The organism is Microbacterium sp. KKR3/1 (genome assembly GCF_021272365.1).
GTDB classification, from domain to species: domain Bacteria; phylum Actinomycetota; class Actinomycetes; order Actinomycetales; family Microbacteriaceae; genus Microbacterium; species Microbacterium aurugineum.
Genome location: NZ_JAJSDW010000001.1, coordinates 544,772 through 567,489, shown reverse-complemented (window position 1 = coordinate 567,489; position 22,718 = coordinate 544,772). Strand labels below are relative to the sequence as shown.

The following is a 22,718-nucleotide window of genomic DNA, read 5'->3' as shown; positions in this document are numbered from 1 at the left end:
TCAACGAAGGAACGAAACCATGTCCTCAAGTGCCCCATTCACGAGAACGAACGAGACTCGCGAGTCTGCTCGACAGCTCATCAAGTCCCTGAAGAAGTACCAGCTCAACGAGTTGGCGATGCTCCTTGCCGCGATCCACGAAGAGGACTCAGGGCAGGGCGCTGGTCAGATCGTTTACGAAGAGCTACGCGCTGCCGGTCGCACCGACGAGGCCGAGGGCTTCATGGTCGTGCACATGAACATGATCGAGGTCCACTGATGTCGCTCGATCTGTACTGGACGCGCTACGACCAGACCCTTGCCCGTATCCGCGCCGAGCGACCGACCACCTTTGCCGGGGTCAAGCTCGTACTCGATACGTTCGAGTCGAAGAGCAGCGGGGACGCCTTCTTTCCTGGCGGCGCTGACGACACCCTTGCCGATGCGATCATGGACGCAGGTTGGAGCGTTGACTTCGAGGAAGGGGATTACCTCTGGACGGGAGTGCACCCGGCCAGCGGAGCAGTCATCCACTACGTCGAGGGCGATGTGTACTGCCTGATGGAAGGCAGGGTGGCACCGTGAACGTGATCGGGTATCTCCGAGTTAGCACGAGGGATCAGGACTACGGCATCGAGGTTCAACGGCAACTCATCCTTGCCGAAGCAGAGCGACGTGGGTGGACCGTCGAGTTCATCGAGGATCATGGCGAGACAGGCAAGAACTCGGAGCGACCTGGACTCAAACGCGCTCTAGGTCTCCTTGCCCGAGGCGAACACGACGCGCTCGTTGTGTCGAAGCTCGATCGGTTGTCCCGCTCCGTCGTGGACTTCGGCAATATCCTGCGGTTGGCGACTCGACCTGCCGGTAAGCGATCCCGGACCTGGGGTCTGGTCGCGCTCGATCTCGGGATCGACATGACCACTCCCACAGGCCGGCTGTTGGCTCATATCCTGATCGCCGTCGCGGAGTGGGAGGGCGACATAATCTCAGAGCGCACCAGGGCAGGTCTGGTTGAGGCCAAGCGCAACGGTGTTCGCCTGGGCGCTCCGAGTCGCCAAGACCCTGAGGTTGTCGCCAAGGTCGCAGCCCTTCGCGAGAACGGCGCGACTCTCCAAGCGATCGCTGACGTTCTCAATGAGAACGGCACTCCCTTGCCTGGCGGGGGAGTGCGCTGGTATCCGGCCAGTGTTCGCAGTGCTCTGAAGGCCGCCGCGTGATCGCTATGCTGTGGCTATGAGCGACCTGATCCTCCACACCAAGAGCCGCATCGGCGGCAAGAACGCTGACGTTCACATCTACAACAACCGCGTTGAGTGGGCGTTGGAGCCGCACAGCATGGGCTACAACATCACGGCACTGGTTCTCCCGCTGTTCACGGTGTTCCTCAGCCTGATCTGGATGCGCCCGTCGTTCAAGACTCAGGCAACCGAGGTAATCCCGGCGTCGAAGATCACGTCCATTCAGACCAAGAAGGACGGGCCGGTCAACACGAAGGTCACTGTCATCACGTCCGGCAACACCATCGAGTTCCGTACGTCTCACGACAAGGCAGCAGCGATCAAGGTGGCGCTGACCGGACTCGCGGTATAGCCCTACCAGCGTCAGCGAGACAACGGCCTACGGCTCCCTCGACAATCAATCCGTTGAGAACCGTAGGCCGGAGTCAGATAGACGCGTTTCAGTGGCCGTAGAGCACGTAGTCGTGATCTAGCTCAAACTGGAGCGCCGTGAGCGCTCTTAGTCGCCCCAGCGACACTCGTGAGAGACGCTCGACCATGCGATCATCTACTTTCTCGGCCGGTGCTACCGCGATAGGGGCCTGGATTGGCTCGGCGCTAGTGTCGCGGAACTTCTCACGGCTGATCAGTCGAACGCTAAGTAGACGAGCACGGGACTCATCCAATCCTGCCGCGTTGCAGACGGCACGGAAGAACTTCTCGGAGTCTCCCCGTTGCGCGCCATCGTTTCGGCACGTGTGGGTGAACCTGTAGGTGGCTTCAACGTGCCCATCCGCGAAAGCGAGTACTGGGAGCATCCACTGTCGGTCGCTGACGGATTGAGACTTGCGCCCCAGCGGTATCGCATAGAACTCGCGGTAGGTCCACTCATCAATGAACCAGAAGTGGAGTTCGATGCGGGCTGCGCTGACAAGCTTGCGTGGTCGTGGCTTGGGAGCCATGGCAGTGTCCCTTCGGGGCAACTGCTTCGTGGCGAAAACCACAAACGGCGAATGTGCAGTGAGCAGGAGCCCAGCTATCATTCGCCGTAAGCGTGACCTAGATTACGCGGTCTCCGTCTCCCACTTCCACACGATCCGGATTCGTGATGCAGTCGCAACCTTGACGATCTCCCACTGAGCGGCCTTGTGCGCTTCATCGGTCTCGTCCTTGAGCTTGCGCCGGGTTCGCTGAGTTGCCTCGGGGTAGGTGCCTACCTCGATGCGATCGATGAACAGCCGCAGGAACGTCCGGCGATCCAGAACTGGCCAGTCGCGCCAGTTCTCCAACTTGCCTTCTTGAACGACGGCATCGAACATCGGGCGACCGATCAGCGCGTTGATGCGTTGTTCGAGGTCCGCAAGCTCAGCACGGATTCGTGCGACCTCGCCTTTCGCTCGGCGCTCGTCCCACGCACCGACCATAACGGCACGACCTACACCGTCGAGCTCGTCGTGCAACCGGCGGCGTCGATCCTCCAGCTCGATCAGCTTGTTCTCTGTCTCAGGGCTCTTCTCCTGCATGCGCGCTTTCCAGCGCTCGGTGTCGTGCAGCATCTCGATCACTTGCTCGAACACGAGTTCTTCCAGCGGATCGTGCGCAACTTGAACCCTGCCCGAGTCCTCCAAGACAGTGACTTTCTCGCCGTTCCGATTCCGAACGCGCTCAACGCGAGGGTGCTTGTCGGAAGGCCCGTGTACACGTGCCAGGCAAGCGAGGGTCGGCGTGGTCCCTTTGCCGTTCCCGTTCGGCTTGCTGTGCGTGATCAACGGCTTGCCGCAGACGCCACAGACCGTCAGACCACCGCCGAGTGCTCGTTTCCCGCCGTTCGCGCCGGGAGAGTGGACGACCTTTCGCGATGGGTCCGTGAGAAGCGACGTCAGCCGATCGAACGTCCGTTCATCGATGATCGGGTCCCAGCCCTTGACGCCCGTGGACGTCTCCCCAAGCATGCTTCGATTGAGCAGGATTGGGCGTAGTCCCGTCTGCCGCCAGTGGTGACCGTAGCGCGTGGTCTCGCCGCGGTTGTTCCACTCAACGATGATCGCGTGGAGCGCCTGTCCGCGGTCGAGTAGCCGAGTGGCAGCTTCGCGGATCAGCTTGACTTCGGCAGGGTTGGGAACCAGATTCCGAGTCTTGGGATCGACCTGATAGCCGTATGGGGCAGCACCGCCGTGCCACTCGCCGTTCTGTGCTTTCTGGAGCTTGGCGCGCTTGATGCGCTCTCCGGTACGTTCGGCCTCGGCCTGGTCCCAGACGGCAATCGTGAGCATGGCGGCTCTGCCGTCCGCAGTATCGAGGTCGTGCTGACCAGACGCCACTGTATGGATTCGCATGCCGGTGCGCTTGACGACGTCGATGAGTGACTGAATCTCCGCAACCCGTCGAGTCAGTCGGCTGTTGGAGTACGCGATGATCGCGTCCACCTGCCGATCCTTCGCGGCGTTCACCATGCGAACGAAGTCAGGACGTGGCTTGTCCGTGAGCGTGCTGGCCGAAGTGTCGTTGTCAGTGAACACGATGATGTGTTCGTAGCCGAGCTGAGTTGCGAGCGCTCGACAGTCTTGCTCCTGTCGAGTGACTCCGAGAGCCTTGCCCTCGGAGTCCTTCGAGATGCGGGTGTAAATCGCCGCGGTTTTGGTTCCCATAATCAATTGTATTGTACTTCGACAATTTGCTGAGGCAGCGGAATTCTCGCGGGTGGCGCTCGACGCCCTGCGCCAGCCGCTGGAGTCAGGCGCGATCGAGGTCCACCGCGCGGGCTTCACTGCGAGGTTCCCGGCGAAGTTCCAGCTGCTGCTCGCCATGAACCCGTGCCCGTGCGGCAATTACGGCGTGAGAGGGTCCGAATGCATCTGTCCGCCTATGTCTATCCGCCGGTACTCCACGCGATTGTCCGGCCCGCTTCGTGACCGCGTCGACATCGATCTCCAGGTCAGTCGTGTCGCGGCATCCCGGGCGATGGGCGAGGCCGGCGGGGAGACGACGACGGCGCAGGCGCGGGTCCGGGTGCAAGCCGCCAGGGAGCGTGCCGCGCATCGGTGGCGGAGCAGTCCGTGGAGACGCAATGCGGATGTACCGGGGACCTGGCTGCGTCAGGGCACTCAGCGCCTTCCGGCGGCCACGCGATCTCCGCTCGACCGGGCGCTGGAGCGCGGTCTGCTCACCCTGAGGGGATACGACCGAGTGCTGAGAGTGGCGTGGACGATGGCGGACCTGAGCGACATCGAACAACCCGGTGTCGAGGAGATCGGGCGTGCGTTGCACCTGCGGAGAGGATTGCCGAGATGATGCGGCTACTGCTGGGGGACACCGAACTGATGGCTGCCGCCCGCCGCATCCACGGGGGTGAAGCGGTGGCGGATTGCGTGGCGCGAGCGGCCTGGACGGTGATCGCCGAACCCGGAGATGCAGTCGCAGGCGCACTGATCGGCGCCCTCGGAGCGGAGGAGGCCCTCTCCGTGGCAGCAGGAGGTAGAAGCAGGTCGCCGTTCACCGATGACACCGGCGAGGTAGGCTTCCGGGCGCTTCGGGAAGCCCAAGCGCGATGGCGTCCTCGGCTGCAGCAGGAGGCCGTGCGATCGGCCTTTCTCGGAGCACTCGAGATCGGCGCGCGGTTGGTGATCCCCGGCGATCCGCAGTGGCCGGATGCCCTCGACGATCTCGGACCCCACGCGCCGAGCGCGCTCTGGGTGCGCGGGCGCGTGGAACTGCTCACAGCGTCCCCGCGTGTGTCGATGGTCGGCGCCCGCGCCTCGAGCGGTTACGGGGAGCAGGTGGCCGCTGAGCTGGCCGGTGATCTCGCCTCGACTGGGGCTGTGGTGGTGTCCGGCGGGGCCTACGGCATCGATGGGGCGGTGCATCGGGCGGCGCTCGGCGTCGGTGGGGCGACCATCGCGTTCCTCGCCGGGGGAGTGGACCGCGCGTATCCGGTCGGTCATCAGCGATTGCTGCAGCAGATCTCTGAGCACGGGGCGGTGGTGAGCGAGCCGCCATGCGGCACCGCCCCGACGAAGTGGCGCTTCCTCGCACGGAACCGCCTCATCGCCGCGCTCGGACAGGCGACGGTCGTCGTCGAGGCCGGGTGGCGCAGCGGCTCTCTGAACACCGCGGGTCACGCCGCGACGCTCGGTCGTCCGCTCGGTGCCGTACCGGGGCCGGTGACCTCGGCGTCGTCCGCGGGATGCCATCGTCTGTTGCGCGAGTACGACGCGCAGTGCGTCACTTCGGCAGCGGAGGTGCGGGAGCTGTGGGGGCAACTCGACGGCGTGCCGACAGCCGGTGCACTCGAGGATCCGAACAGGACGCGCGTGCTCGATGCGCTGACCACGCGGTCGGTGCTCTCCGTCGATGAGATCGCCCGGCGCTCCGGCCTGTCTGCCGAGCGGGTGAGGTCTCTTCTCGGGCTGTTGCACCTGGAGGGCGATGTCGATGCTGACGGAACGGGCTGGCGTCGGGCACCACGCCTGCGAGGCGGGTGACCGTCAGGCCGACACCGCGGCGAGGCTCCGGATCACGGTCCCCCGACGGGGGCAGAGTGGGAGGTATGGAACTCACGGCTGCCGCCGAAGCGTTCGTCGATCACCTGGAACGGGTGCGTCGGCTGTCGCCGGCGACCGTGAAGGCCTACCGTTCCGACCTTCGGGACCTCGCCGCGTCCACGGGCAGTGTCCAGCTCGAAGACGTCGACCTCGACGCGCTCCGAGACTGGCTCTGGCACGCGACGCAACGCGGCGATGCACGCTCGACTCTCGCGCGGCGTTCTGCGGCAGCACGGTCGTTCTTCCGGTGGGCGCACGAACAGGAGCTCGTCTCTCAGGATCCGAGCCTTCGTCTGGTCACCCCGAAGAGGGGGCGCACTCTCCCGACCGTTGCGTCGCGGGAGGCGATGACCGCGTTGCTCGATGAGTATCGTGACAATGCCGCCGCAGGGGACCCGGTCGACTTGCGAGATCACGCGATCCTCGAGCTCCTGTACGGGTCGGGTATGCGGGTCTCCGAGCTGTGCGGGCTCGACATCGACGACCTCGATCTCGACCGAGCGACGGCGCGGGTGCTCGGCAAAGGGGTGAAGGAACGAGTCGTCCCGTTCGGCGCTCCCGCGCGGGACGCGTTGGACGCCTACCTCCGACGCGGGCGACCCGTCCTGGTCGCCAGAGCACGCACCTTCAGTCCCGCGGTGATGCTGGGGAGTCGGGGCGCTCGGGTCGGACCGCGAACGGTGTACGAGCTCGTCGCACGCGTGCTGGCGCCGATCGTCGGTGCCGAGACCATAGGACCCCACGCGCTCCGTCACACGGCCGCGACGCACCTCCTCGATGGCGGTGCGGATCTGCGCGCCGTGCAAGAGATCCTCGGTCACGCGAGCATCGGCACCACGCAGATCTACACGCACGTCTCTGCGGAGCGTCTGACGGCAAGCTATCGGCTCGCGCACCCGCGTGCGTGATCGTCGCTCACGGAGGTGATCGTCTCCGTGCGTCAGAGCGGCGCGCAGCAGGGGAGCAGGATCGACCGCGGGATATCCCCGAAGAGCAGGAGCGGGTTGATGTAGGCGCCATCCCGTCTCACACCGATGTGGAGGGCCCCCGCCGGCGTGTGCCCGCCGACATCGACCGTGCCGATCTCCTGGCCGGCCGACACCGCATCACCGGGATCGAGCGTCGAGCGCAGGGGTTCGAACGTCGTCACGAGACCGTCGGCATGCGTGATCGTCAACAGCGGGCGATCGACGACGGTTCCGCGGAACGCGATGACCCCGTCTGCCGGAGCGACCGCGATCGCCCCGACGGACGAGACCAGGTCGACGCCTCGATGCCCTGCGCCGTATTCGTGCGCAGGAGCGCGAAAGGGCTCGACCACGGCCCGCGTGCCCAGGAGGGGCCATCGCCATCGAGGGAGGTCCGAGGCTTCCGCAGTGCCGAACGAGCCCAGCGTTGCGAGCAGGACGAGAAGGAGGAGTCCGATCACGGAGCCGGACCAGGTGCGAGAGTGAAGGCTCATGCGGGGATCCTGTCGCGTGATTCCGGTCCGTGATCGGCGTTCCTGCGGTATGGATGGCGACGGTGATCAACTCAGCGGGGACCGCCTCGGTGCAGAGGCAGTGAGGCCGCGGCATCCTGTATGCTGGAGGAGCACCTCGATATCGGGGTGACTACGCGTGCCCAGAGCGATCTCATCGCGGCATCGACACCCACAGGTCCTTCTTCCGAGGGGGAGGGTGCGTGCCGGGCACCAGGAAGTCCGGTCATCCGATCGGCTTGACAACCTCAACGGTACAGAAATGTGCCAGAACCAGGAGACGACCATGGCTGTGGTCACCATCCGCCAGCTGCTCGACAGCGGCGTGCACTTCGGACACCAGACCCGTCGGTGGAACCCGAAGGTCAAGCGCTTCATCCTCACGGAGCGCAGCGGCATCCACATCATCGATCTTCAGCAGTCGCTCGGCTACATCGACAAGGCCTACGACTTCGTCAAGGAGACGGTCGCCCACGGTGGCACCATCCTCTTCGTCGGCACGAAGAAGCAGGCGCAGGAGATCCTCGCCGAGCAGGCGACCCGCGTGGGCCAGCCCTTCGTCAACCAGCGCTGGCTCGGTGGACTCCTCACGAACTTCTCCACGATCTCGAAGCGTCTCGCACGCATGAAGGAGCTCGAGGAGCTCGACTACGAGACGCCGGCGAACAGCGGCTTCACCAAGAAGGAGCTCCTGCTCAAGAAGCGCGAGCTCGACAAGCTGCACAAGTCGCTCGGTGGTATCCGCAACCTCACCAAGACGCCTTCGGCTCTGTGGGTCATCGACGCCAAGCGCGAGCACCTCGCGATCGACGAGGCCAAGAAGCTCGGCATCCCGGTGATCGGCATCCTCGACACCAACGCGGACCCGGACGACTTCCAGTACCCGATCCCCGGCAACGACGACGCGATCCGTTCCGTCTCGCTGCTGACCCGCATCATCGCCGACGCCGCGGCCGAGGGCCTGCAGCAGAAGCACAACCCGGAGACGGGTGACGCTGAGCCGCTCGCCGACTGGGAGAAGGAGCTCCTCGAAGCTCCGGCCCAGGAGGTTCAGGAGTCCGCTGACGCCGCTGAGGTCGTGACCGCTGCCGACGAGGCCGCTGTCGTCGAGACCCCGGCTGCCGACGAGACCGCAGCCGACGAGGCCGGTGCCGAGGCTCACGACGAGGCGATCGCCGCTGCTTCCGGTGAGGAGACCGCTGAGGTCGCCGCCGCCGAGGCCGCAGACGCCAAGTAATCCCTCGTACACACCTACCTAACGAAGCAAGGAGCCACCACACATGGCCAACTTCACCATCGCTGACCTCAAGGCTCTGCGCGAGCAGCTCGGCACGGGCATGGTCGACACCAAGAAGGCGCTCGAGGAGGCTGACGGAGACGTCGCGAAGGCCACCGAGATCCTGCGCCTGAAGGGTGCGAAGGGCAACGCGAAGCGTGCTGACCGTTCCACCAGCGAGGGACTGATCGTCGCTCGTGAGCAGGACGGTGCCGTCACCCTGCTCGAGCTCGCCTGCGAGACCGACTTCGTCGCCAAGAACGAGCGTTTCATCACGCTGGCCGACAAGGTCGCCGATGCGGCCGCTGCGGTCAAGGCCGACTCGATCGAGGCAGCTCTCGCCGCCCCCGCGGGCGACAAGAGCGTCGAGCAGCTGATCTCCGAGGAAGCCGCGATCATCGGCGAGAAGGTCGAACTGCGTCGCGTACGCACGATCTCGGGCGACAAGGTCGAGGTCTACCTGCACCGCACCAGCAAGGACCTGCCGCCGCAGATCGGTGTCGTCGTCGCGTACTCGGGCGACAACGCCGAGACTGCGCGCAGCATCGCACAGCACATCTCGTTCGCCAACCCGTCGTACCTGTCCCGCGAGGACGTGCCGGCGGACGCCGTCGACAAGGAGCGTGAGATCGTCACCGAGATCTCCCGCAACGAGGGCAAGCCGGAAGCGGCTCTGCCGAAGATCGTCGAGGGTCGCGTGTCCGCCTTCATCAAGCAGGTCGCCCTGCTCGAGCAGGACTACGCGAAGGACAACAAGCTCTCTGTCGCCCAGGTGGCGAAGGACGCCGGTATCACCGTGACGGACTTCGCGCGCTTCAAGGTCGGCGCGTAGCGACGTCGAAGGGGTTCGGATCATCATGATCCGAACCCCTTCTTCATGCCCACGAGGCACTATCTTGAATCGGGACGAGAGGACACCCACCCATGACTGAACGCACCGGACGCCGTCGCGTCCTTCTCAAACTCTCCGGCGAGGCCTTCGGAGCGGGACAGCTGGGTGTCAGCCCCGACGTGGTGTCCCAGATCGCCCGGGACATCGCCGCGGCCGTCGACCGGGTGGAGGTCGCGATCGTCGTCGGCGGCGGCAACTTCTTCCGCGGCGCCGAGCTCAGCCAGCGCGGCATGGACCGCGGACGTGCCGACTACATGGGAATGCTGGGCACCGTGATGAACGCCCTCGCCCTGCAGGACTTCCTCGAGCAGGCCGGAGCCGCGACCCGCGTGCAGTCGGCGATCTCGATGACCCAGGTCGCCGAGCCCTACATCCCTCGTCGCGCGGAGCGTCACCTCGAGAAGGGGCGGGTCGTCATCTTCGGCGCCGGCGCTGGTCTCCCGTACTTCTCCACCGATACCGTGGCGGCCCAGCGCGCGCTCGAGATCGGAGCCGATGAGGTGCTCGTCGCCAAGAACGGGGTGGACGCAATCTACACCGCCGATCCCCACAAGCACGCCGACGCCGAGCGCATCGAGCAGGTCACCTACCGTGACGCACTCCAGCGCGGGCTCAAGGTCGTCGACTCGACCGCATTCAGCCTGTGCATGGACAACAGCATGGACATGCGTGTGTTCGGGATGGAGCCTGCGGGCAACGTGACGCGCGCCCTGCTGGGAGAGGCCATCGGCACCCTCGTCACCGCGTGAGCGTGTGACACGGCGGAGCCGCCTCCGCCCGATAGAATTTCCAGAACACCCCGACGATAGGAGTCACCGTGATCGCGGACGTCCTCGCTGAAACCACCACTCGTATGAACCGGGCGGTCGAAGCTGCCAAGGAGGACTTCTCCACGGTGCGCACCGGTCGTGCGAACCCGCAGATGTTCCAGAAGGTCCTCGTGGACTACTACGGCACGCCGACCCCCATCGCACAGCTCGCATCGCTGGCGAACCAGGAGGCGCGCACCCTCATCATCACGCCGTACGACAAGTCGGCGCTCAAGGCCATCGAGCAGGCCATCCGGGACATGCCCAACCTCGGCGTCAATCCCACCAACGACGGCAACCTCGTCCGCGTCACGATGCCCGAGCTCACGGCTGAGCGCCGCAAGGAGTACGTCAAGCTGGTCAAGACCAAGGCTGAAGACGCGAAGGTGCATGTCCGCGGTATCCGTCGTAAGGCGAAGGACGAGCTGGACGCGCTCAAGAGCGAACTCGGAGAGGACGAGATCGCCCGCGGTGAGAAGGAGCTCGACGGTCTGACGCGTCAGCACGTCGAACTCATCGACGACGCGCTGAAGCGCAAAGAGGCCGAACTCCTCGAGGTGTAGTCGGGATGTCTGACGAAACGCGAGATGCCGATGACGGCACGCCACCGACGCGCCGGGATGCGCGTGGTGGTGCGCCGGCCGACGGCATCCCGCTCGTGGACGCGGCGTTTCCGTCCTTCGACGCGGACGCGATTCCGCCACGTCCGCCGCTCCCGGTGACCCCGGAGAACACGTCGCAGGTCCCCCTCGGGCCGCTGGACACAGCTGACCACAACGCGATCCGTGAACAGTGGCGAGCCGCACGGGATGAGCTCGGCAGCCACGTCTCACACGCACGGGATCAGCTCGATCAGGCCAACGAGCGGATCAAGCAGCGCACGGGCCGCGACCTCATCCTCGCGACCCTGATCGGCCTTGCGTTCGGCGCTGCTCTGCTCGCATCCTTGCTGTTCATCAAGGCGCTCTTCGTGCCGTTCGCTCTCGCCGCCGCGCTGTTGGGCGTGTACGAGCTCTCCCGCGCGCTGCGGGCGTCCGGCAGACGGATCGACGTCGTGCCCCAGCTGATCGCCGCGGCGTTCCTGGTTCTCTCCGCGTACTTCGCCGAACCCTGGCTGTGCTGGGTGATGCTGTTCGTCGCGGTCGCCTTCGTGGTCGTCTGGCGCCTGATCGCGCAGATGGTGGTGAAAGACGGTCGTACCTACGGTGACGTGCTGACCGATGCCGTGATCAGCGGATTCGTGCAGGTCTACGTGCCGTTCCTCGCCGGCGTCGCTCTCATCCTGCTGGAGCAGGAGGGCGGTCAGTGGTGGGTGCTCAGCTTCATCGCCATCGCCGTGGCCGCCGACACGGGGGCGTATGCCGCGGGACTGGCGTTCGGGCGTCATCCGATGGCCCCGAAGATCAGTCCGAAGAAGACGTGGGAAGGGTTCGGTGGCGCCGTCGCCGCGTCCCTGATCGCAGGGGTGCTGCTCGCGATCTTCCTGCTGGAGCTGCCCTGGTGGGCGGGCCTGATCTTCGGCGCATCCATCCTCCTCTCCGCGACGCTCGGCGATCTCGGCGAGTCCATGCTCAAGCGTGACCTGGGTATCAAGGACATGAGTTCCTGGCTGCCCGGTCACGGCGGACTGCTCGATCGGCTGGACAGCATCCTGCCGTCGACCATTCCCGCGCTCTGCCTGTATTTCCTCCTTTCTCCCTGGGTGGTCATGTGATGAGTGACGAACAGCTCGAAGAACAGGCGACGACGACGCCGCCGGCGTTCGCGCTGACGACCGGACGTGAGCGCGGCTACCATCGCGCAGCGGTTGACACCTTCCTCGCCTCTGCTCGTCGTGCCTTCGAGTCCGGGGGCGACGAGCTGAGTGCGGAAGACGTCCGCATCGCCTCGTTCCCGCTCGTGAAGGGCGGCTACGTGGTCGCTGACGTCGATGCGGCTCTCGGTCGCGTGGAAGACGCGTTCGCCGCTCGGGAGCGCGAGCGCGTCGTGCGCACGCAGGGAGCCGGCGCCTGGGTCGATCAGGCGAGAGCCGATGCGCAGGTGATCCTCGACCACCTCGCCCGACCCCGTCGTCATCGTTTCGCTCGCACCGGCGTGCTGACCTTCGGGTATCGCATCGACGAGGTCGATCACGTGTCGACGAGGATCGTCCGCTATCTGCGTGACGGCGATGCGCTCACCGCGGAACAACTCCGCTCGGCAGCCTTCCGGATGCAGCGCGGTGGCTACCGCGAAGAGCAGGTCGATGCTCTCCTCGACGCGACGATCGACGTCATTCTCGCCGTCCGCTGAGGTTCCTGATGGTCGATTCAGGCGCCTTTGCGTAGACTGTCCTTCATCGTGAACTCCCGAAACGACATGAACCTCGAACGAAGCGACTCCTCGCCGGTGCCCGCGGCCAGGGTGAAAGCCGCGCGCCCGGGTGCTCGCCGTTGGTCGCGTCGACGCGGTGTGGTGAGTGTCTTCAGCGCCCTCGCTGTGGTCGGATTCGCCGGAGCACTCGTCGCACCGACCGGAGTGGCACTGGCGGACCCCACCCCGACCGACTCGCCCGACTCGGCCTACTCGTTGGCTCTCGCCGATACCCAGAACCTCGCGGTCACCGTGAGCGGTGCGGCGATCACGCCGATCGAGCGCGGCACCTTCGAGGTGTACGTGAAGCCGAAGCCCAAGCCGAAGCCCGCTCCCACGGTCGCGTCCAGCTCGAACGGCGGGTCGTCCGGCGGATCGTCGCTGCCCCCATACTCGGGAGGCGGAGCACCCGCCGAGTGGATGGCTGCCGCCGGGATCGCCCAGAGCGACTGGCAGTACGTCGACTACATCGTCTCGCGTGAGAGCGGTTGGAATCCCAACGCCACGAATCAGTCGTCGGGCGCGTGCGGCCTGGTTCAGGCACTGCCCTGCAGCAAGGTGCCGGGGAACGGCTACAACCCGGTCGACAACCTGCGGTGGGCGACGGGGTACGCCACGGGACGGTACGGCAGCTGGGCCGGCGCCTACAACTTCTGGACCAACAACCACTGGTGGTGAGCAGGCGCCATGCCACGCTCACGCAGACGCCCTCCGGCGCGCCCGGAACCCGAGGACGCGTTCGACAGGTTGCTCGCCGGCTGGAAGCGCACGGAGACACGCCGCGGCGCGGAGTGGACCGTGCAGCCGGTGTCTGCCGTGCAGGCACAGAAGGCGTACGTGTGCCCGGGCTGTGGCGGACAGATCGTGATCGGCACGGCGCACCTCGTGACCTGGCGCGCCGACGGAGTGCTGGGCGACGCGGCGGACCTCGCCGCGCGTAGACATTGGCACACACACTGCTGGAGGATGGCGTGAGCATGGAGATCCGAGGACCGCTGGAGCTTCCGGCGCAGCGCGAGGACATCGAGCTGACGACCGCGGACGGGCTCACCCTCGTCGGCGAGCTCGCCGTGCCGCAGGAGACCGCACCGGTCGCGACGCTCGTGACGCTGCACCCGTTGCCCACCGCGGGCGGCTTCATGGACTCGCACATCATCCGTAAGTCAGCGGCCCGCCTGCCTGCTCTCGCCGACCTCGCGGTCCTGCGCTTCAACACCCGCGGAACGACATCGCCGCGCGGGACCAGCGATGGCGCGTTCGACGGCGGTGCCGCCGAGCAGTTCGACGTGGCGGCGGCGATGGATTTCGTCCGTGACCGCGCCTTGCCGAACCCCTGGCTCGTCGGATGGTCGTTCGGCACGGAGCTCGCCCTCAAGTACGGTCGCGACCATGACATCGCCGGCATCATCCTGCTCTCCCCGCCCTTGCACCGCGCGACGGACGCGGAAGTCGCTGCCTGGGGTGCGGTCGACGTGCCCGTGGTGATCCTGGTGCCGGAACTCGACGACTACCTGCGTCCGGACGAGGCACGTGAACGGTTCGCGTCGATCCCGCACGCGAATCTGATCGCCGTGGACGGCGGCAAGCATCTGTGGGTCGGGGAGACGCAGACCCGGCGCGTGCTCACCGAGATCGTCGCGGCAGTGAACCCGTCGGCGCTCCCGCTGGCGACGCACTGGCCCGAGGCCGACTGAGCCCTTCGCCTCGCCTCAGAGCTCGTTCATGCGGGGGATGAGCACCTGACGGTAGATGATCAGGATGCTCGCGGCGACGGGGATCGCGATGAGCGCCCCCAGCAGCCCGAGCAGGCTTCCTCCGGCGAGTGCGGCGACGACCACGACAGCTCCCGGAACGGAGACCGCACGACTCATGATGCGCGGGGAGATCAGGTACGCCTCGATCTGCATGTAGATCAAGTAGTAGATGGCAGCGGCGATCGCGATTCCCGGCGAGCCGAGCCCGGGGATGAGACACACGAGCACGATGATCGTGGAGCCCGTCAGGGTGCCGACGAGCGGGATCAGCGAGAAGAAGAACGCGATGATCGCGAGGACCGTCGGGAACGGCGCATTGATGATGGAGAGGAAGATAGCGCTCAGGACGCCGTTGAGCACACCCTGGGAGACCTGGCCCATCACGTAGTAGCCGACCGAGTCGGTGATCTGCTCGGAGAGATCGATGAACCGATCGCGCTTCGAGGCCGGGGCGAGCTGGTAGACGGCGCGCTTGAGGGAGGGGGTCGACGCGGTCAGGTAGATCGTCAGGATGAGCACGATGAACGCCCCGAAGAGTCCACTGAGGACAGCGCCGCTCGCGACGAGGACCCCTTGACCGATCGAGCCGCCGATCTCGGCCAGGTTCGTCGTGAGCCATTCCGTCACGTAGGTGAAGACGTCATCGACGAGCAGGTTGGGGAACGTGGCCTGCATCCACTCCTTGAGATCGGGGATCAGGTTCCCGCGTGAGACGATCGCCGAGATCTGTGCGATGAGCTGAGAGATCTGGTCCACCAGCACCGGGAGGATGATCAGGACGATCCCGCTGAACACGGCGAGGACAGCGACGATGGTCACCAGCACGGCGAGCCACCGGGGGAGTTTGCGGCGTTCGAGGAACGAAACCAGCGGATCCAGGCCCAGGCTGAGGAAGAGAGCGGTGCCGACGTACAGGAGCACAGTGGAGAGCGTCTGCACGCTGCTGATCAGCAGGATCCCCAACCCCACTCCGAGCGTCGCCACCAGCGCGGTGCGGAAGGGATTGTGGATCTTCATCTGTGGACTCCTCGAAACGGCTGCAGCAAGGCTACCGAGCGGGAGCCTCGAGCAGCGGGCGACGTGCCGTTTCCTGCCCGCACTGCACCTCCTCGTGGGCAACACACAGCTGATTTCGCTAGTCTGAAATGTCGAGTGTTGCGTCGCGGGCAGATGCCGGTGATGCGTGAGGAGACTATTCGTGCGTTTCGTATGGGCCGTGGTGGCCTTCGTGCTGGCCGCGGTGCTGATCGGGGCGGGGATCGCCCAGCGCACCATATTCATGGGGCCCGACTCGCAGCAGACGCAGGTCGAGATCGATGAGCCCGCACCGTTCGTGCTGCTGGATGGCGACGTCCTGCGGACGAACCCGGGTGCGCAGAAGCTGATCGTCCGCGGCCAGGGAGACATCTTCAGCAGCTACGGCCGGACCGCCGACATGGAGGCCTGGCTGGCTGACTCCGACTACAACCGGGTGACGGTGGACGACGAGGGCGAGTTGTCGGTCGAGCACGTCACGGCTCCCGAGGACCCGGACTCGACGGACGCCGGTGAGGACGCGGGCGAAGGGGCGACCGAGGAACCCGCAGGCCGCGACCCGCGAGGGTCCGACTTGTGGCTGGACTCCTTCGAGGATGAGAACCTCCTCACCGTCGACAAGATCCAGTTGCCCGAAGGCACGAGCACGTTGATCGCCTACGACGGCACGCTCGACGCGCCCGACCAGATCACGGTCTCCTGGCCGTTGGACACGAAGACGCCTCTGGCCGGGCCGCTGATGGTCGCCGGTGGCATCGTGCTGCTGATCGGACTCATCCTGTACGTGCTCGGGATCCGCCATCAGCGGCGAGGTCGCGGCCCTCGTCGCAAGGGTCCCGGCCCGCTTCCGGCGACCGAGCCGATCGACGTCGCCGCGCTTCCACCTGCGGAGCGCGCAGCACTCGAAGCCGGGAACGATACATCGGAATCTCAGACTTCCGTCGACGGGGCATCGGACGGCGGGACCGAGGATGCGGAGATCGTGGACGATCACAAGGGAACAGACTCGAAGAACGCCATGCGTGCGGCGCACCCGATGCGGCGGCGTCGGATGCTGGCACTCCCGGCACTCGGTCTGACGGCCGTCCTCGCTGCCGGATGCTCGGCGGACTCCTGGCCCCAGTTCGACGGGGCTTCGACGTCTCCGTCGCCGAGCCCGACGGTGATCGCCCCCGAGAACCAGAAGCCGCCCGCCGTGACGGAGTCGCAAGCCAAGCGCATCCTGCAGTCCGCGTCCGAGACCGTCGCCGAAGCGGACTCCGCGCTCGACCTCGACCTCGCGACCACTCGTCTCGACGGCCCCGCACTCGCCGCGCGGACCACGGAGTATGCACTGCGGTCGAAGATCGCTGACATGGCGCTGCCCGCAGCCATCCCGACCGACGACTTCGAGGTGGTGCTCCCCGAGGCCACCGACCGCTGGCCCCGCACGGTCCTCATGCTGTCGAAGAGCACCGGTGACGACACCGTGCCCCCGGTCCTCCTCATGATGACGCAGGCGGACCCGTGGTCGAACTACCGGATCAGCAACATGGCGGAGATGTCGGCGGATGCTGTGTTCCCCGACGTCGCCGCCACCTGGCTCGGCACCTCCCTCGTGCCGTCCGATTCCGCCTTCCTGACGCTTCCACCGGCTGAGCTCGCTCCGGCTTTCGCCGATGTCGTCGATGCCGGGGAGAAGAGCGAGTACTACGGTCTGTTCGACGACCTCGCGTTGAATCTCGCGACCTCGATCACCGACAGCAGGCAGGCCGTCGTGAAGAACCTCGCCGACAAGGGGGCGTCAGAGACGTCGAAGGCAGCCTTCGACATGTCCCCGACGACCGCCGAGCCCATCTCGATGACCACTCTCGACAGTGGTGCGATCGTCGCCGTGTCTCTCACCGACAAGGAGACCGTGACTCCGACGTCGTCGGATGTGGTGATCCGATTCGGTGACAACGCCGAGGCCAAAGCGCTGACGGGGGCGACCGAGTCCGCGAAGGGCGTCGAGACGACGTACGAGTTCCAGCTGTTCTTCTCGGTTCCCGCACAGGGATCGACGGAACAGATCCGACTCCTGGCAGTCCACCAGGACCTCCTCTCCGTGAAGGTGATCAAGTGAGTGAAATCTCCCCGGCCGCGCTGCGTGGCGCGGTGGACCTTTCGAGCCTCCGCAATCGGCCGGCATCGCCGTCCGAGAGCACGGCAACGCCCGGCGTCGTCGATGTCGTGGTCGACGCCACCGATGAGACGTTCGGCCAGATCCTCGAGCTCTCGCGCACGGTGCCGGTCGTCGTCGACCTGTGGGCGGAGTGGTGCGGTCCGTGCAAGCAGCTCAGCCCGATCATCGAGAAGGTGACTCGCGAACTCGGCGGACGCGTCCTGTTGGCGAAGGTCGATGTCGATGCGAACCCGCAGCTCGCGCAGAGCTTCCGGGCGCAGTCGATCCCGATGGTGGTCGCGTTGATCGCCGGGCAGCCCGTGCCGATGTTCACCGGTGCGGTGCCGGAGCAGCAGGTGCGAGAGGTCTTTGCCCAGCTGTTGCAGGTCGCCGCACAGAACGGTGTCACCGGCACTCTCGCGGTCGAGGAGACGGCGGCTGCTGACGCACCGAGTGCGCCGGAGGAGCCGGAGCTTCCGCCGCTGCACGCCGAGGCCTTCGCCGCGATCGAGGTCGGAGACTACGCCGCCGCGATCCGCGCGTACGAGAAGGCACTGGCCGAGAACCCGCGCGATGAGGAAGCTCTCGCCGGACTGGGACAGGTGCGCCTTCTCGATCGTGTGCAAGGGCTCGATCTGCAGGTGGCCCGTGCGGCGGCCGCCGATCGTCCGCTCGATGTCCAGGCGCAGTTCGACGTCGCGGATCTCGACCTTTCGGGAGGCCACGTCGACGATGCGTTCGGTCGACTGCTCGACCTCTTCGCGCAGCTACCCTCCGATGAGCGCACTCCTGTAAGGGAGCGCCTGGTCGAGTTGTTCGGACTCATCGGGGCAGCCGACCCGCGTGTCGTCTCCGCCCGCAACCGGCTCTCTTCGCTGCTCTTCTAGGGAAGACGGGAGCCGGTCGGGTGCACTGTCACCCGTGACTCACGGTGGGCACGTGCGGCTCGGGCTGATGGCGCAGCCAGAGCGTCGAGAGCGCGGGTAGCGTCACCGCCGCGGTGGGAGCGGCGCCCTCGTCCGCGCTCGCGAAGACCATGCCGAGGTTTCCCGTGCCTCGGCCGCCGTACTCGGCGGCGTCTGTATTGAGCACCTCCTGCCACACCCCTTCCCGGGGGAGCTCGAGGCGATAGCCGGCGTGCTCGACGCCCGCGAAGTTGCTGACCACGACCAAGCGTCCTCCGTGGTCGTCGCGGCGCTCGAAGGCGATCACGGACGGATCCCAGTTCGGCGCACCGAGTCGATGGAAGGAGGACCCGTCGTTGTCGCGCGCCCAGAGCGGTGCCTGTGCGCGATAGGTCCGGTTCATCGCGCCCACGAAATCCTGCAACTGCAGATGCGAGGGCTGGTCGAGAAGCCACCAATCGAGTTCGCGACTCTCCGACCACTCGGCGAGCTGACCGAACTCCTGTCCCATGAACAGGAGCTTCTTGCCCGGATGCCCCCACATGTATGCGAGGTACGCACGGGTGTTGGCGAGCTTGTGCCAGTGATCGCCCGGCATCTTCGTGAGCAGGCTCCCCTTGCCGTGCACGACCTCGTCGTGGCTGATCGGCAGCAGGTAGTTCTCGCCGAAGGCATAGACGAACGAGAATGTCATCTCGCCCTCATGATGCGAGCGGTACATGGGATCGCGTGAGATGTACTGGAGCGAGTCGTTCATCCACCCCATGTTCCACTTGAAGCCGAACCCGAGCCCCGCGTGATCGGTGGGGGCGGTGACGCCCGGGAAGCTCGTGGATTCCTCGGCGATCATCATGATCCCCGGATGCAGGCGGTATGCGGTGGCGTTGACCTCCTGCAAGAACCGGATCGCTTCGAGGTTCTCGCGTCCGCCGTGGATGTTGGGCTCCCATTGGCCGGCCTCGCGGGAGTAGTCGAGGTAGAGCATCGAAGCGACCGCGTCGACCCGCAGCCCGTCGACATGGAACTCTCTGAGCCAGTAGAGAGCGTTGGCGACCAGGAATCCTCGGACCTCGGGGCGTCCGTAGTCGAAGATGAGCGTTCCCCAGTCCTGGTGTTCGCCGCGGCGCGGATCAGGGTGCTCGTACAGCGGCTGACCGTCGAAGCGGGCGAGGGCGAACGCGTCCTTCGGGAAGTGCCCCGGCACCCAGTCCATGATGACGCCGATACCGGCCTGATGCAGACGATCGATCAGGTAGCGCAGATCGTCAGGGCTGCCGAACCGGCTCGTCGGCGCGTAGTACCCGCTCACCTGGTAGCCCCAGGAGCCGCCGAACGGATGCTCGGCCAGGGGCATGAATTCGACATGGGTGAACCCTGCCGCCTCCACATGCTCGATCAGCGGACCCGCGAGCTCGCGATACCCGAGTCCGGCACGCCAGGATCCGACGTGGAGCTCGTAGATCGAGAGTGGCTGCGCGACGGCATGCGTTGCCGCACGCCGGGTCATCCACGCACCGTCGGACCAGGAATAGGACGAGGAGGTCACCACGGAGGCGGTGTCCGGAGGAACCTCGGCGGCGAGCGCCATCGGGTCGGCCTTGAGGATCCATGCCCCGTCACGCGTGCGGATCTGGTACTTGTACCGGGTGCCGACCGACAGGTCCGGGATGAAGAGCTCCCAGACTCCACTCACCCCCATCGAACGCATCGCGTGGGCTTCGCCGTTCCAGTCGTTGTGGTCACCCACCACGCGCACCGCGGTGGCGTTGGGCGCCCAGACGGCGAAGGAGACGCCCGGCTCGCCCTCCGCGGTTCGGGGGTGCGCCCCCAGCGCCTCCCAGAGGCGTTCGTGACGCCCCTCGGCGATCAGATGCAGGTCGAGGTCTCCGAGGGTGGGACGGTGCCGATAGGGATCGCCCACGACGGCTTCCGCGTGATCGGCGTAGCGCGTCGCGACCCGGTAGGGGAGAGGGGGACCGACGTGCCGCCCCTCCCAGATGCCGTGCGCGGCGTGGGAGAGTTCGAGTCTGGTTCCATCATCGAAGACGGCGTCGACCTCCGACGCGAGAGGGCGTCGGACGCGGATGACGGTCACCGTCCGGTCGGCGGCGTCCTGGTGGGCATGTGCGCCGAGCACGGAATGCGGATCATGGTGGGTGGCCGAGGAGACCGCCTCCCATTCGGTGGATGCGGCGACATCTTCCGCGTAGCTCATGATCGCTCCCTCACCTTCAGGATGTGGACCGGCTCGGCGAAGGCGTCGAGTCGTACGTAGTTGTGGTCGCTCCAGGTCCAGATCGCGCCGGTGAGGAGGTCCTCGACCTCGAACGGGTGGCCGAGGGGAACTCCCCACCGGGTCGTGTCGAGGTGGACGGTGGTCTCCCGCACCGAATGCGGGTCGACGTTGGCGACCACGATGATCGTGTCCGCGTGCCCGCTCCCGGTGAACGGCGCCGCGAGGTGCTTGCTGTAGACGAGGACGGCGTCGTCGTCGCTCCAGTGGGTCGAGAAGTTGCGGAGCTGACGCAGCGCCGGGTGGGCGGCGCGGACTTCGTTGAGCCTGCGCAGCAAGGGCGCGAGTGACTCCCCGCGAGCCTCGGCCCCGTTCCAGTCGCGGAACTTGTACTCGTACTTCTCGTTGTCGATGTTCTCCTCGGAACCCGGACGGGCGACGTTCTCGAAGAGCTCGTAGCCGGCGTACACGCCGTAGATCGGTCCTGCCGTGGCCGCGATGCAGGCACGGACCCGGTAGGCCGCCCGACCGCCGAACTGCAGATACTCGGTCAGGATGTCGTGGGTGTTCACGAAGAGGTTCGGGCGCATGTAGTCGGCGGTCTCGTGCGAGACCGAGGTGAGGAACTCCTCGAGCTCCGCTTTCGTGTTCCGCCAGGTGAAGTAGCTGTAGCTCTGCTGGAACCCCACAGCGGCGAGGGCGCGCATCACCGCAGGACGGGTGAACGCCTCCGCGAGGAAGATCACGTCCGGATCGACCGCGTTGACCTCCGCGATCAGCCACTCCCAGAACTGCAGAGGCTTGGTGTGCGGGTTGTCGACCCGGAAGATCTTCACCCCCTGCGCGACCCAGTGCTGAACCACCCGGAGCATCTCCGCCGAGATCCCCGCAGGGTCGTTGTCGAAGTTGAGCGGGTAGATGTCCTGGTACTTCTTCGGCGGGTTCTCCGCGTACGCGATGCTGCCGTCGGGCAGCGTGGTGAACCACTCCGGGTGCTGCCTGACCCAGGGGTGGTCGGGGGAGGCCTGCAGTGCGAGATCGAGCGCGATCTCGAGGCCCTCTTTCCGCGCGGCGCGGACGAAGGCCCGGAAGTCCGCGAGAGTGCCGAGGTCGGGGTGGATCGCGTCGTGGCCGCCCTCTTCCGCACCGATGGCATACGGCGATCCCGGGTCGCCCTGCTCCGCCGTGAGGGTGTTGTTGCGTCCCTTCCGGTTCGTGATGCCGATCGGGTGGATCGGTACGAGGTAGACCACATCGAAGCCCATCGCCGCGACTTCCGGGAGGCGCTTCGTCGCTGTGCGGAACGTCCCGCTCCGCACCGTCCCGTCCCTCAACCGCTTGGCGCCTTCGGAGCGCGGGAAGAACTCGTACCAGGCCCCGACTCCTGCGGCGAGCCGATCGACGACGAGATTCTGCTCGGTGGTGGCGGAGCGGATCGCCGTGACAGGCTGGGCGCGGAAGATCTCCGTCAGCTGGGGGTCCGCGGCGAGGGCCGCGGTCACCGCGCCGTTGCCGCTCCGCAGTGACTCGGCGTCTGTGAGCAGCCGTCGTCGCTGCGCGGCCGGGCGGTCCTTCTCCGCGGCGGCGCGCTCGAGCAGTTCGGCACCCAGGGCCGCCATCACGGGGACGTCGACGTCCGCGGCGACCTTCAACGCCGCCGCGTGGGCCCAGGTCGCGAAGTCATCGGCGAACGCCTCGAAGCGGTAGCGCCAGGTGCCCTGCTCATCGAGCGCAACGTCTGCCGACCACGTGTCGGTGCCGTCGTGACGAGGGGAGAGTCTGTGGAGCGTCTCTTCCCCGGAGGGCGACGTGAGGCGGAGATGCACACCGATGATGTCGTGGCCCTCGCGGAAGGAAACCACGTGGAAGGGGACGACTTCGCCGACGAAGGCCTTGGCGGGAAAACCACCGGGGACCGCGGGCGAGGGGTCGAGCAGCGGAAGCCGGGTCGTACGCAACGCACCGGGGAGGTCTACGTGCCCGGGCGCGCGCGCCGGGATCTGAGCGGGGCTCCGGAGAGCCGAGGACCGAGTACCAGCACGTGCAGCCACATCCCGAATCTACCGCGCGGACGTGATCGCGGGTAGCGCGCCGCGGGG

At 66.3% G+C, this 22,718-nt stretch carries 24 protein-coding genes; 18 read left to right on the top strand and 6 right to left on the bottom strand.

Translation table 11 applies throughout. The annotated features are described in order from the left end of the window. Window positions 1–19 precede the first annotated feature (19 nt). From LVJ59_RS02780 to LVJ59_RS02765, 4 genes are read left to right on the top strand one after another with little or no spacing between them, the layout of a single operon-like run. Window positions 20–259: a hypothetical protein gene (locus LVJ59_RS02780; protein WP_232761913.1), complete on the top strand. Its 240-nt coding sequence runs from the start codon at window positions 20–22 to the stop codon at window positions 257–259. Continuing rightward, window positions 259–564: a hypothetical protein gene (locus LVJ59_RS02775; RefSeq protein ID WP_232761912.1), complete on the top strand. Its 306-nt coding sequence runs from the start codon at window positions 259–261 to the stop codon at window positions 562–564. The genes LVJ59_RS02780 and LVJ59_RS02775 overlap by 1 nt, the downstream gene beginning before the upstream one ends. Then, window positions 561–1,199 carry a recombinase family protein gene (locus LVJ59_RS02770; protein ID WP_232761911.1) on the top strand — a complete coding sequence of 213 codons (639 nt, stop codon included), beginning with the start codon at window positions 561–563 and terminating at the stop codon, window positions 1,197–1,199. The genes LVJ59_RS02775 and LVJ59_RS02770 overlap by 4 nt, the downstream gene beginning before the upstream one ends. 16 nt (window positions 1,200–1,215) lie before the next feature. Next, complete coding sequence (locus LVJ59_RS02765; RefSeq protein ID WP_232761910.1) at window positions 1,216–1,572, top strand: hypothetical protein; 357 nt, start codon at window positions 1,216–1,218, stop codon at window positions 1,570–1,572. Window positions 1,573–1,660: 88 nt separating this feature from the next. Here the strand turns inward: LVJ59_RS02765 and LVJ59_RS02760 are convergent, their stop codons facing one another. Together LVJ59_RS02760 and LVJ59_RS02755 are read right to left on the bottom strand one after the other, a co-directional pair. Next, window positions 1,661–2,161, bottom strand: a complete 501-nt coding sequence (locus tag LVJ59_RS02760; protein ID WP_232761909.1) for a hypothetical protein — start codon at window positions 2,159–2,161, stop codon at window positions 1,661–1,663. 102 nt (window positions 2,162–2,263) lie between these two features. After that, the gene (locus LVJ59_RS02755; protein WP_232761908.1) at window positions 2,264–3,847 is read right to left on the bottom strand and encodes a recombinase family protein; all 1,584 of its coding nucleotides are present in this window, start codon (window positions 3,845–3,847) and stop codon (window positions 2,264–2,266) included. Here LVJ59_RS02755 and LVJ59_RS02750 point away from each other — a divergent pair. The 3 genes from LVJ59_RS02750 (at window position 3,837) to LVJ59_RS02740 (ending at window position 6,648) form a co-directional block, all read left to right on the top strand. Continuing rightward, on the top strand, window positions 3,837–4,490 hold the full coding sequence (locus LVJ59_RS02750; RefSeq protein WP_269816573.1) for an ATP-binding protein: 654 nt from the start codon (window positions 3,837–3,839) through the stop codon (window positions 4,488–4,490). The genes LVJ59_RS02755 and LVJ59_RS02750 overlap by 11 nt on opposite strands. Continuing rightward, window positions 4,487–5,680 (top strand): DNA-processing protein DprA, encoded by a 1,194-nt coding sequence (gene dprA / locus LVJ59_RS02745; RefSeq protein WP_232761906.1) that lies wholly within the window; start codon window positions 4,487–4,489, stop codon window positions 5,678–5,680. Before LVJ59_RS02750 ends, dprA begins: the two co-directional genes overlap by 4 nt. Before the next feature lie 65 nt (window positions 5,681–5,745). Then, a complete protein-coding gene (locus tag LVJ59_RS02740) occupies window positions 5,746–6,648 on the top strand; it encodes a tyrosine recombinase XerC (protein ID WP_232761905.1) in 903 nt (300 codons plus the stop codon). A 32-nt stretch (window positions 6,649–6,680) separates the two neighbouring features. On the opposite strand, the gene LVJ59_RS02735 is transcribed toward LVJ59_RS02740, so the two are convergent. Beyond that, window positions 6,681–7,202: a murein hydrolase activator EnvC gene (locus LVJ59_RS02735; protein WP_232761904.1), complete on the bottom strand. Its 522-nt coding sequence runs from the start codon at window positions 7,200–7,202 to the stop codon at window positions 6,681–6,683. A gap of 304 nt (window positions 7,203–7,506) precedes the next feature. Here LVJ59_RS02735 and rpsB point away from each other — a divergent pair, with 304 nt between their 5' ends. The 9 genes from rpsB (at window position 7,507) to LVJ59_RS02690 (ending at window position 14,243) form a co-directional block, all read left to right on the top strand. After that, a complete protein-coding gene (gene rpsB / locus LVJ59_RS02730) occupies window positions 7,507–8,457 on the top strand; it encodes a 30S ribosomal protein S2 (RefSeq protein ID WP_047523368.1) in 951 nt (316 codons plus the stop codon). A 43-nt stretch (window positions 8,458–8,500) separates the two neighbouring features. Next, the gene (gene tsf / locus LVJ59_RS02725) at window positions 8,501–9,328 is read left to right on the top strand and encodes a translation elongation factor Ts (protein WP_047523367.1); all 828 of its coding nucleotides are present in this window, start codon (window positions 8,501–8,503) and stop codon (window positions 9,326–9,328) included. Between the two features lie 92 nt (window positions 9,329–9,420). Beyond that, window positions 9,421–10,137 (top strand): UMP kinase, encoded by a 717-nt coding sequence (gene pyrH, locus LVJ59_RS02720; RefSeq protein ID WP_047523364.1) that lies wholly within the window; start codon window positions 9,421–9,423, stop codon window positions 10,135–10,137. Window positions 10,138–10,205: 68 nt separating this feature from the next. Continuing rightward, the gene (gene frr, locus LVJ59_RS02715; protein WP_047523362.1) at window positions 10,206–10,760 is read left to right on the top strand and encodes a ribosome recycling factor; all 555 of its coding nucleotides are present in this window, start codon (window positions 10,206–10,208) and stop codon (window positions 10,758–10,760) included. 5 nt (window positions 10,761–10,765) lie between these two features. Further along, window positions 10,766–11,911, top strand: a complete 1,146-nt coding sequence (locus tag LVJ59_RS02710) for a phosphatidate cytidylyltransferase (RefSeq protein ID WP_232761903.1) — start codon at window positions 10,766–10,768, stop codon at window positions 11,909–11,911. Further along, complete coding sequence (locus LVJ59_RS02705; RefSeq protein WP_153244009.1) at window positions 11,911–12,489, top strand: DivIVA domain-containing protein; 579 nt, start codon at window positions 11,911–11,913, stop codon at window positions 12,487–12,489. The genes LVJ59_RS02710 and LVJ59_RS02705 overlap by 1 nt, the downstream gene beginning before the upstream one ends. Before the next feature lie 48 nt (window positions 12,490–12,537). After that, entirely contained in the window at window positions 12,538–13,227 is a 690-nt protein-coding gene (locus LVJ59_RS02700; RefSeq protein ID WP_231555052.1) for a transglycosylase SLT domain-containing protein, read from the top strand. Between the two features lie 9 nt (window positions 13,228–13,236). Beyond that, window positions 13,237–13,524 (top strand): hypothetical protein, encoded by a 288-nt coding sequence (locus tag LVJ59_RS02695; RefSeq protein WP_047523352.1) that lies wholly within the window; start codon window positions 13,237–13,239, stop codon window positions 13,522–13,524. Between the two features lie 2 nt (window positions 13,525–13,526). Then, window positions 13,527–14,243: an alpha/beta hydrolase gene (locus LVJ59_RS02690; RefSeq protein ID WP_047523351.1), complete on the top strand. Its 717-nt coding sequence runs from the start codon at window positions 13,527–13,529 to the stop codon at window positions 14,241–14,243. Between the two features lie 15 nt (window positions 14,244–14,258). Here LVJ59_RS02690 and LVJ59_RS02685 read toward each other — a convergent pair whose 3' ends face one another. Then, window positions 14,259–15,320 carry an AI-2E family transporter gene (locus LVJ59_RS02685; protein WP_232761902.1) on the bottom strand — a complete coding sequence of 354 codons (1,062 nt, stop codon included), beginning with the start codon at window positions 15,318–15,320 and terminating at the stop codon, window positions 14,259–14,261. A 181-nt stretch (window positions 15,321–15,501) separates the two neighbouring features. Between LVJ59_RS02685 and LVJ59_RS02680 the strand changes: the two genes are divergently transcribed. Both LVJ59_RS02680 and LVJ59_RS02675 read left to right on the top strand, forming a co-directional pair. Then, window positions 15,502–17,442 carry a glycosyl transferase gene (locus LVJ59_RS02680; RefSeq protein ID WP_232761901.1) on the top strand — a complete coding sequence of 647 codons (1,941 nt, stop codon included), beginning with the start codon at window positions 15,502–15,504 and terminating at the stop codon, window positions 17,440–17,442. Then, entirely contained in the window at window positions 17,439–18,368 is a 930-nt protein-coding gene (locus LVJ59_RS02675) for a tetratricopeptide repeat protein (protein ID WP_232761900.1), read from the top strand. The genes LVJ59_RS02680 and LVJ59_RS02675 overlap by 4 nt, the downstream gene beginning before the upstream one ends. A gap of 28 nt (window positions 18,369–18,396) precedes the next feature. Here the strand turns inward: LVJ59_RS02675 and glgB are convergent, their stop codons facing one another. Continuing rightward, window positions 18,397–20,601: a 1,4-alpha-glucan branching protein GlgB gene (gene glgB, locus LVJ59_RS02670; protein WP_232761899.1), complete on the bottom strand. Its 2,205-nt coding sequence runs from the start codon at window positions 20,599–20,601 to the stop codon at window positions 18,397–18,399. Then, complete coding sequence (locus LVJ59_RS02665) at window positions 20,598–22,670, bottom strand: maltotransferase domain-containing protein (protein ID WP_374199020.1); 2,073 nt, start codon at window positions 22,668–22,670, stop codon at window positions 20,598–20,600. The genes glgB and LVJ59_RS02665 overlap by 4 nt, the downstream gene beginning before the upstream one ends. Between the last annotated feature and the right edge of the window lie 48 nt (window positions 22,671–22,718).

Excerpts from the sequence above, each read along its gene's own strand:
- LVJ59_RS02780 (WP_232761913.1), top strand. The coding sequence starts at position 20 with ATGTCCTCAAGTGCCCCATTCACGAGAACGAACGAGACTCGCGAGTCT.
- LVJ59_RS02775 (WP_232761912.1), top strand. The coding sequence starts at position 259 with ATGTCGCTCGATCTGTACTGGACGCGCTACGACCAGACCCTTGCCCGT.
- LVJ59_RS02765 (WP_232761910.1), top strand. The coding sequence starts at position 1,216 with ATGAGCGACCTGATCCTCCACACCAAGAGCCGCATCGGCGGCAAGAAC.
- LVJ59_RS02760 (WP_232761909.1), bottom strand. The coding sequence starts at position 2,161 with ATGGCTCCCAAGCCACGACCACGCAAGCTTGTCAGCGCAGCCCGCATC.
- LVJ59_RS02755 (WP_232761908.1), bottom strand. The coding sequence starts at position 3,847 with ATGGGAACCAAAACCGCGGCGATTTACACCCGCATCTCGAAGGACTCC.
- dprA (WP_232761906.1), top strand. The coding sequence starts at position 4,487 with ATGATGCGGCTACTGCTGGGGGACACCGAACTGATGGCTGCCGCCCGC.
- LVJ59_RS02740 (WP_232761905.1), top strand. The coding sequence starts at position 5,746 with ATGGAACTCACGGCTGCCGCCGAAGCGTTCGTCGATCACCTGGAACGG.
- LVJ59_RS02735 (WP_232761904.1), bottom strand. The coding sequence starts at position 7,202 with ATGAGCCTTCACTCTCGCACCTGGTCCGGCTCCGTGATCGGACTCCTC.
- rpsB (WP_047523368.1), top strand. The coding sequence starts at position 7,507 with ATGGCTGTGGTCACCATCCGCCAGCTGCTCGACAGCGGCGTGCACTTC.
- tsf (WP_047523367.1), top strand. The coding sequence starts at position 8,501 with ATGGCCAACTTCACCATCGCTGACCTCAAGGCTCTGCGCGAGCAGCTC.
- pyrH (WP_047523364.1), top strand. The coding sequence starts at position 9,421 with ATGACTGAACGCACCGGACGCCGTCGCGTCCTTCTCAAACTCTCCGGC.
- LVJ59_RS02710 (WP_232761903.1), top strand. The coding sequence starts at position 10,766 with ATGTCTGACGAAACGCGAGATGCCGATGACGGCACGCCACCGACGCGC.
- LVJ59_RS02705 (WP_153244009.1), top strand. The coding sequence starts at position 11,911 with ATGAGTGACGAACAGCTCGAAGAACAGGCGACGACGACGCCGCCGGCG.
- LVJ59_RS02695 (WP_047523352.1), top strand. The coding sequence starts at position 13,237 with ATGCCACGCTCACGCAGACGCCCTCCGGCGCGCCCGGAACCCGAGGAC.
- LVJ59_RS02690 (WP_047523351.1), top strand. The coding sequence starts at position 13,527 with ATGGAGATCCGAGGACCGCTGGAGCTTCCGGCGCAGCGCGAGGACATC.
- LVJ59_RS02685 (WP_232761902.1), bottom strand. The coding sequence starts at position 15,320 with ATGAAGATCCACAATCCCTTCCGCACCGCGCTGGTGGCGACGCTCGGA.
- glgB (WP_232761899.1), bottom strand. The coding sequence starts at position 20,601 with ATGAGCTACGCGGAAGATGTCGCCGCATCCACCGAATGGGAGGCGGTC.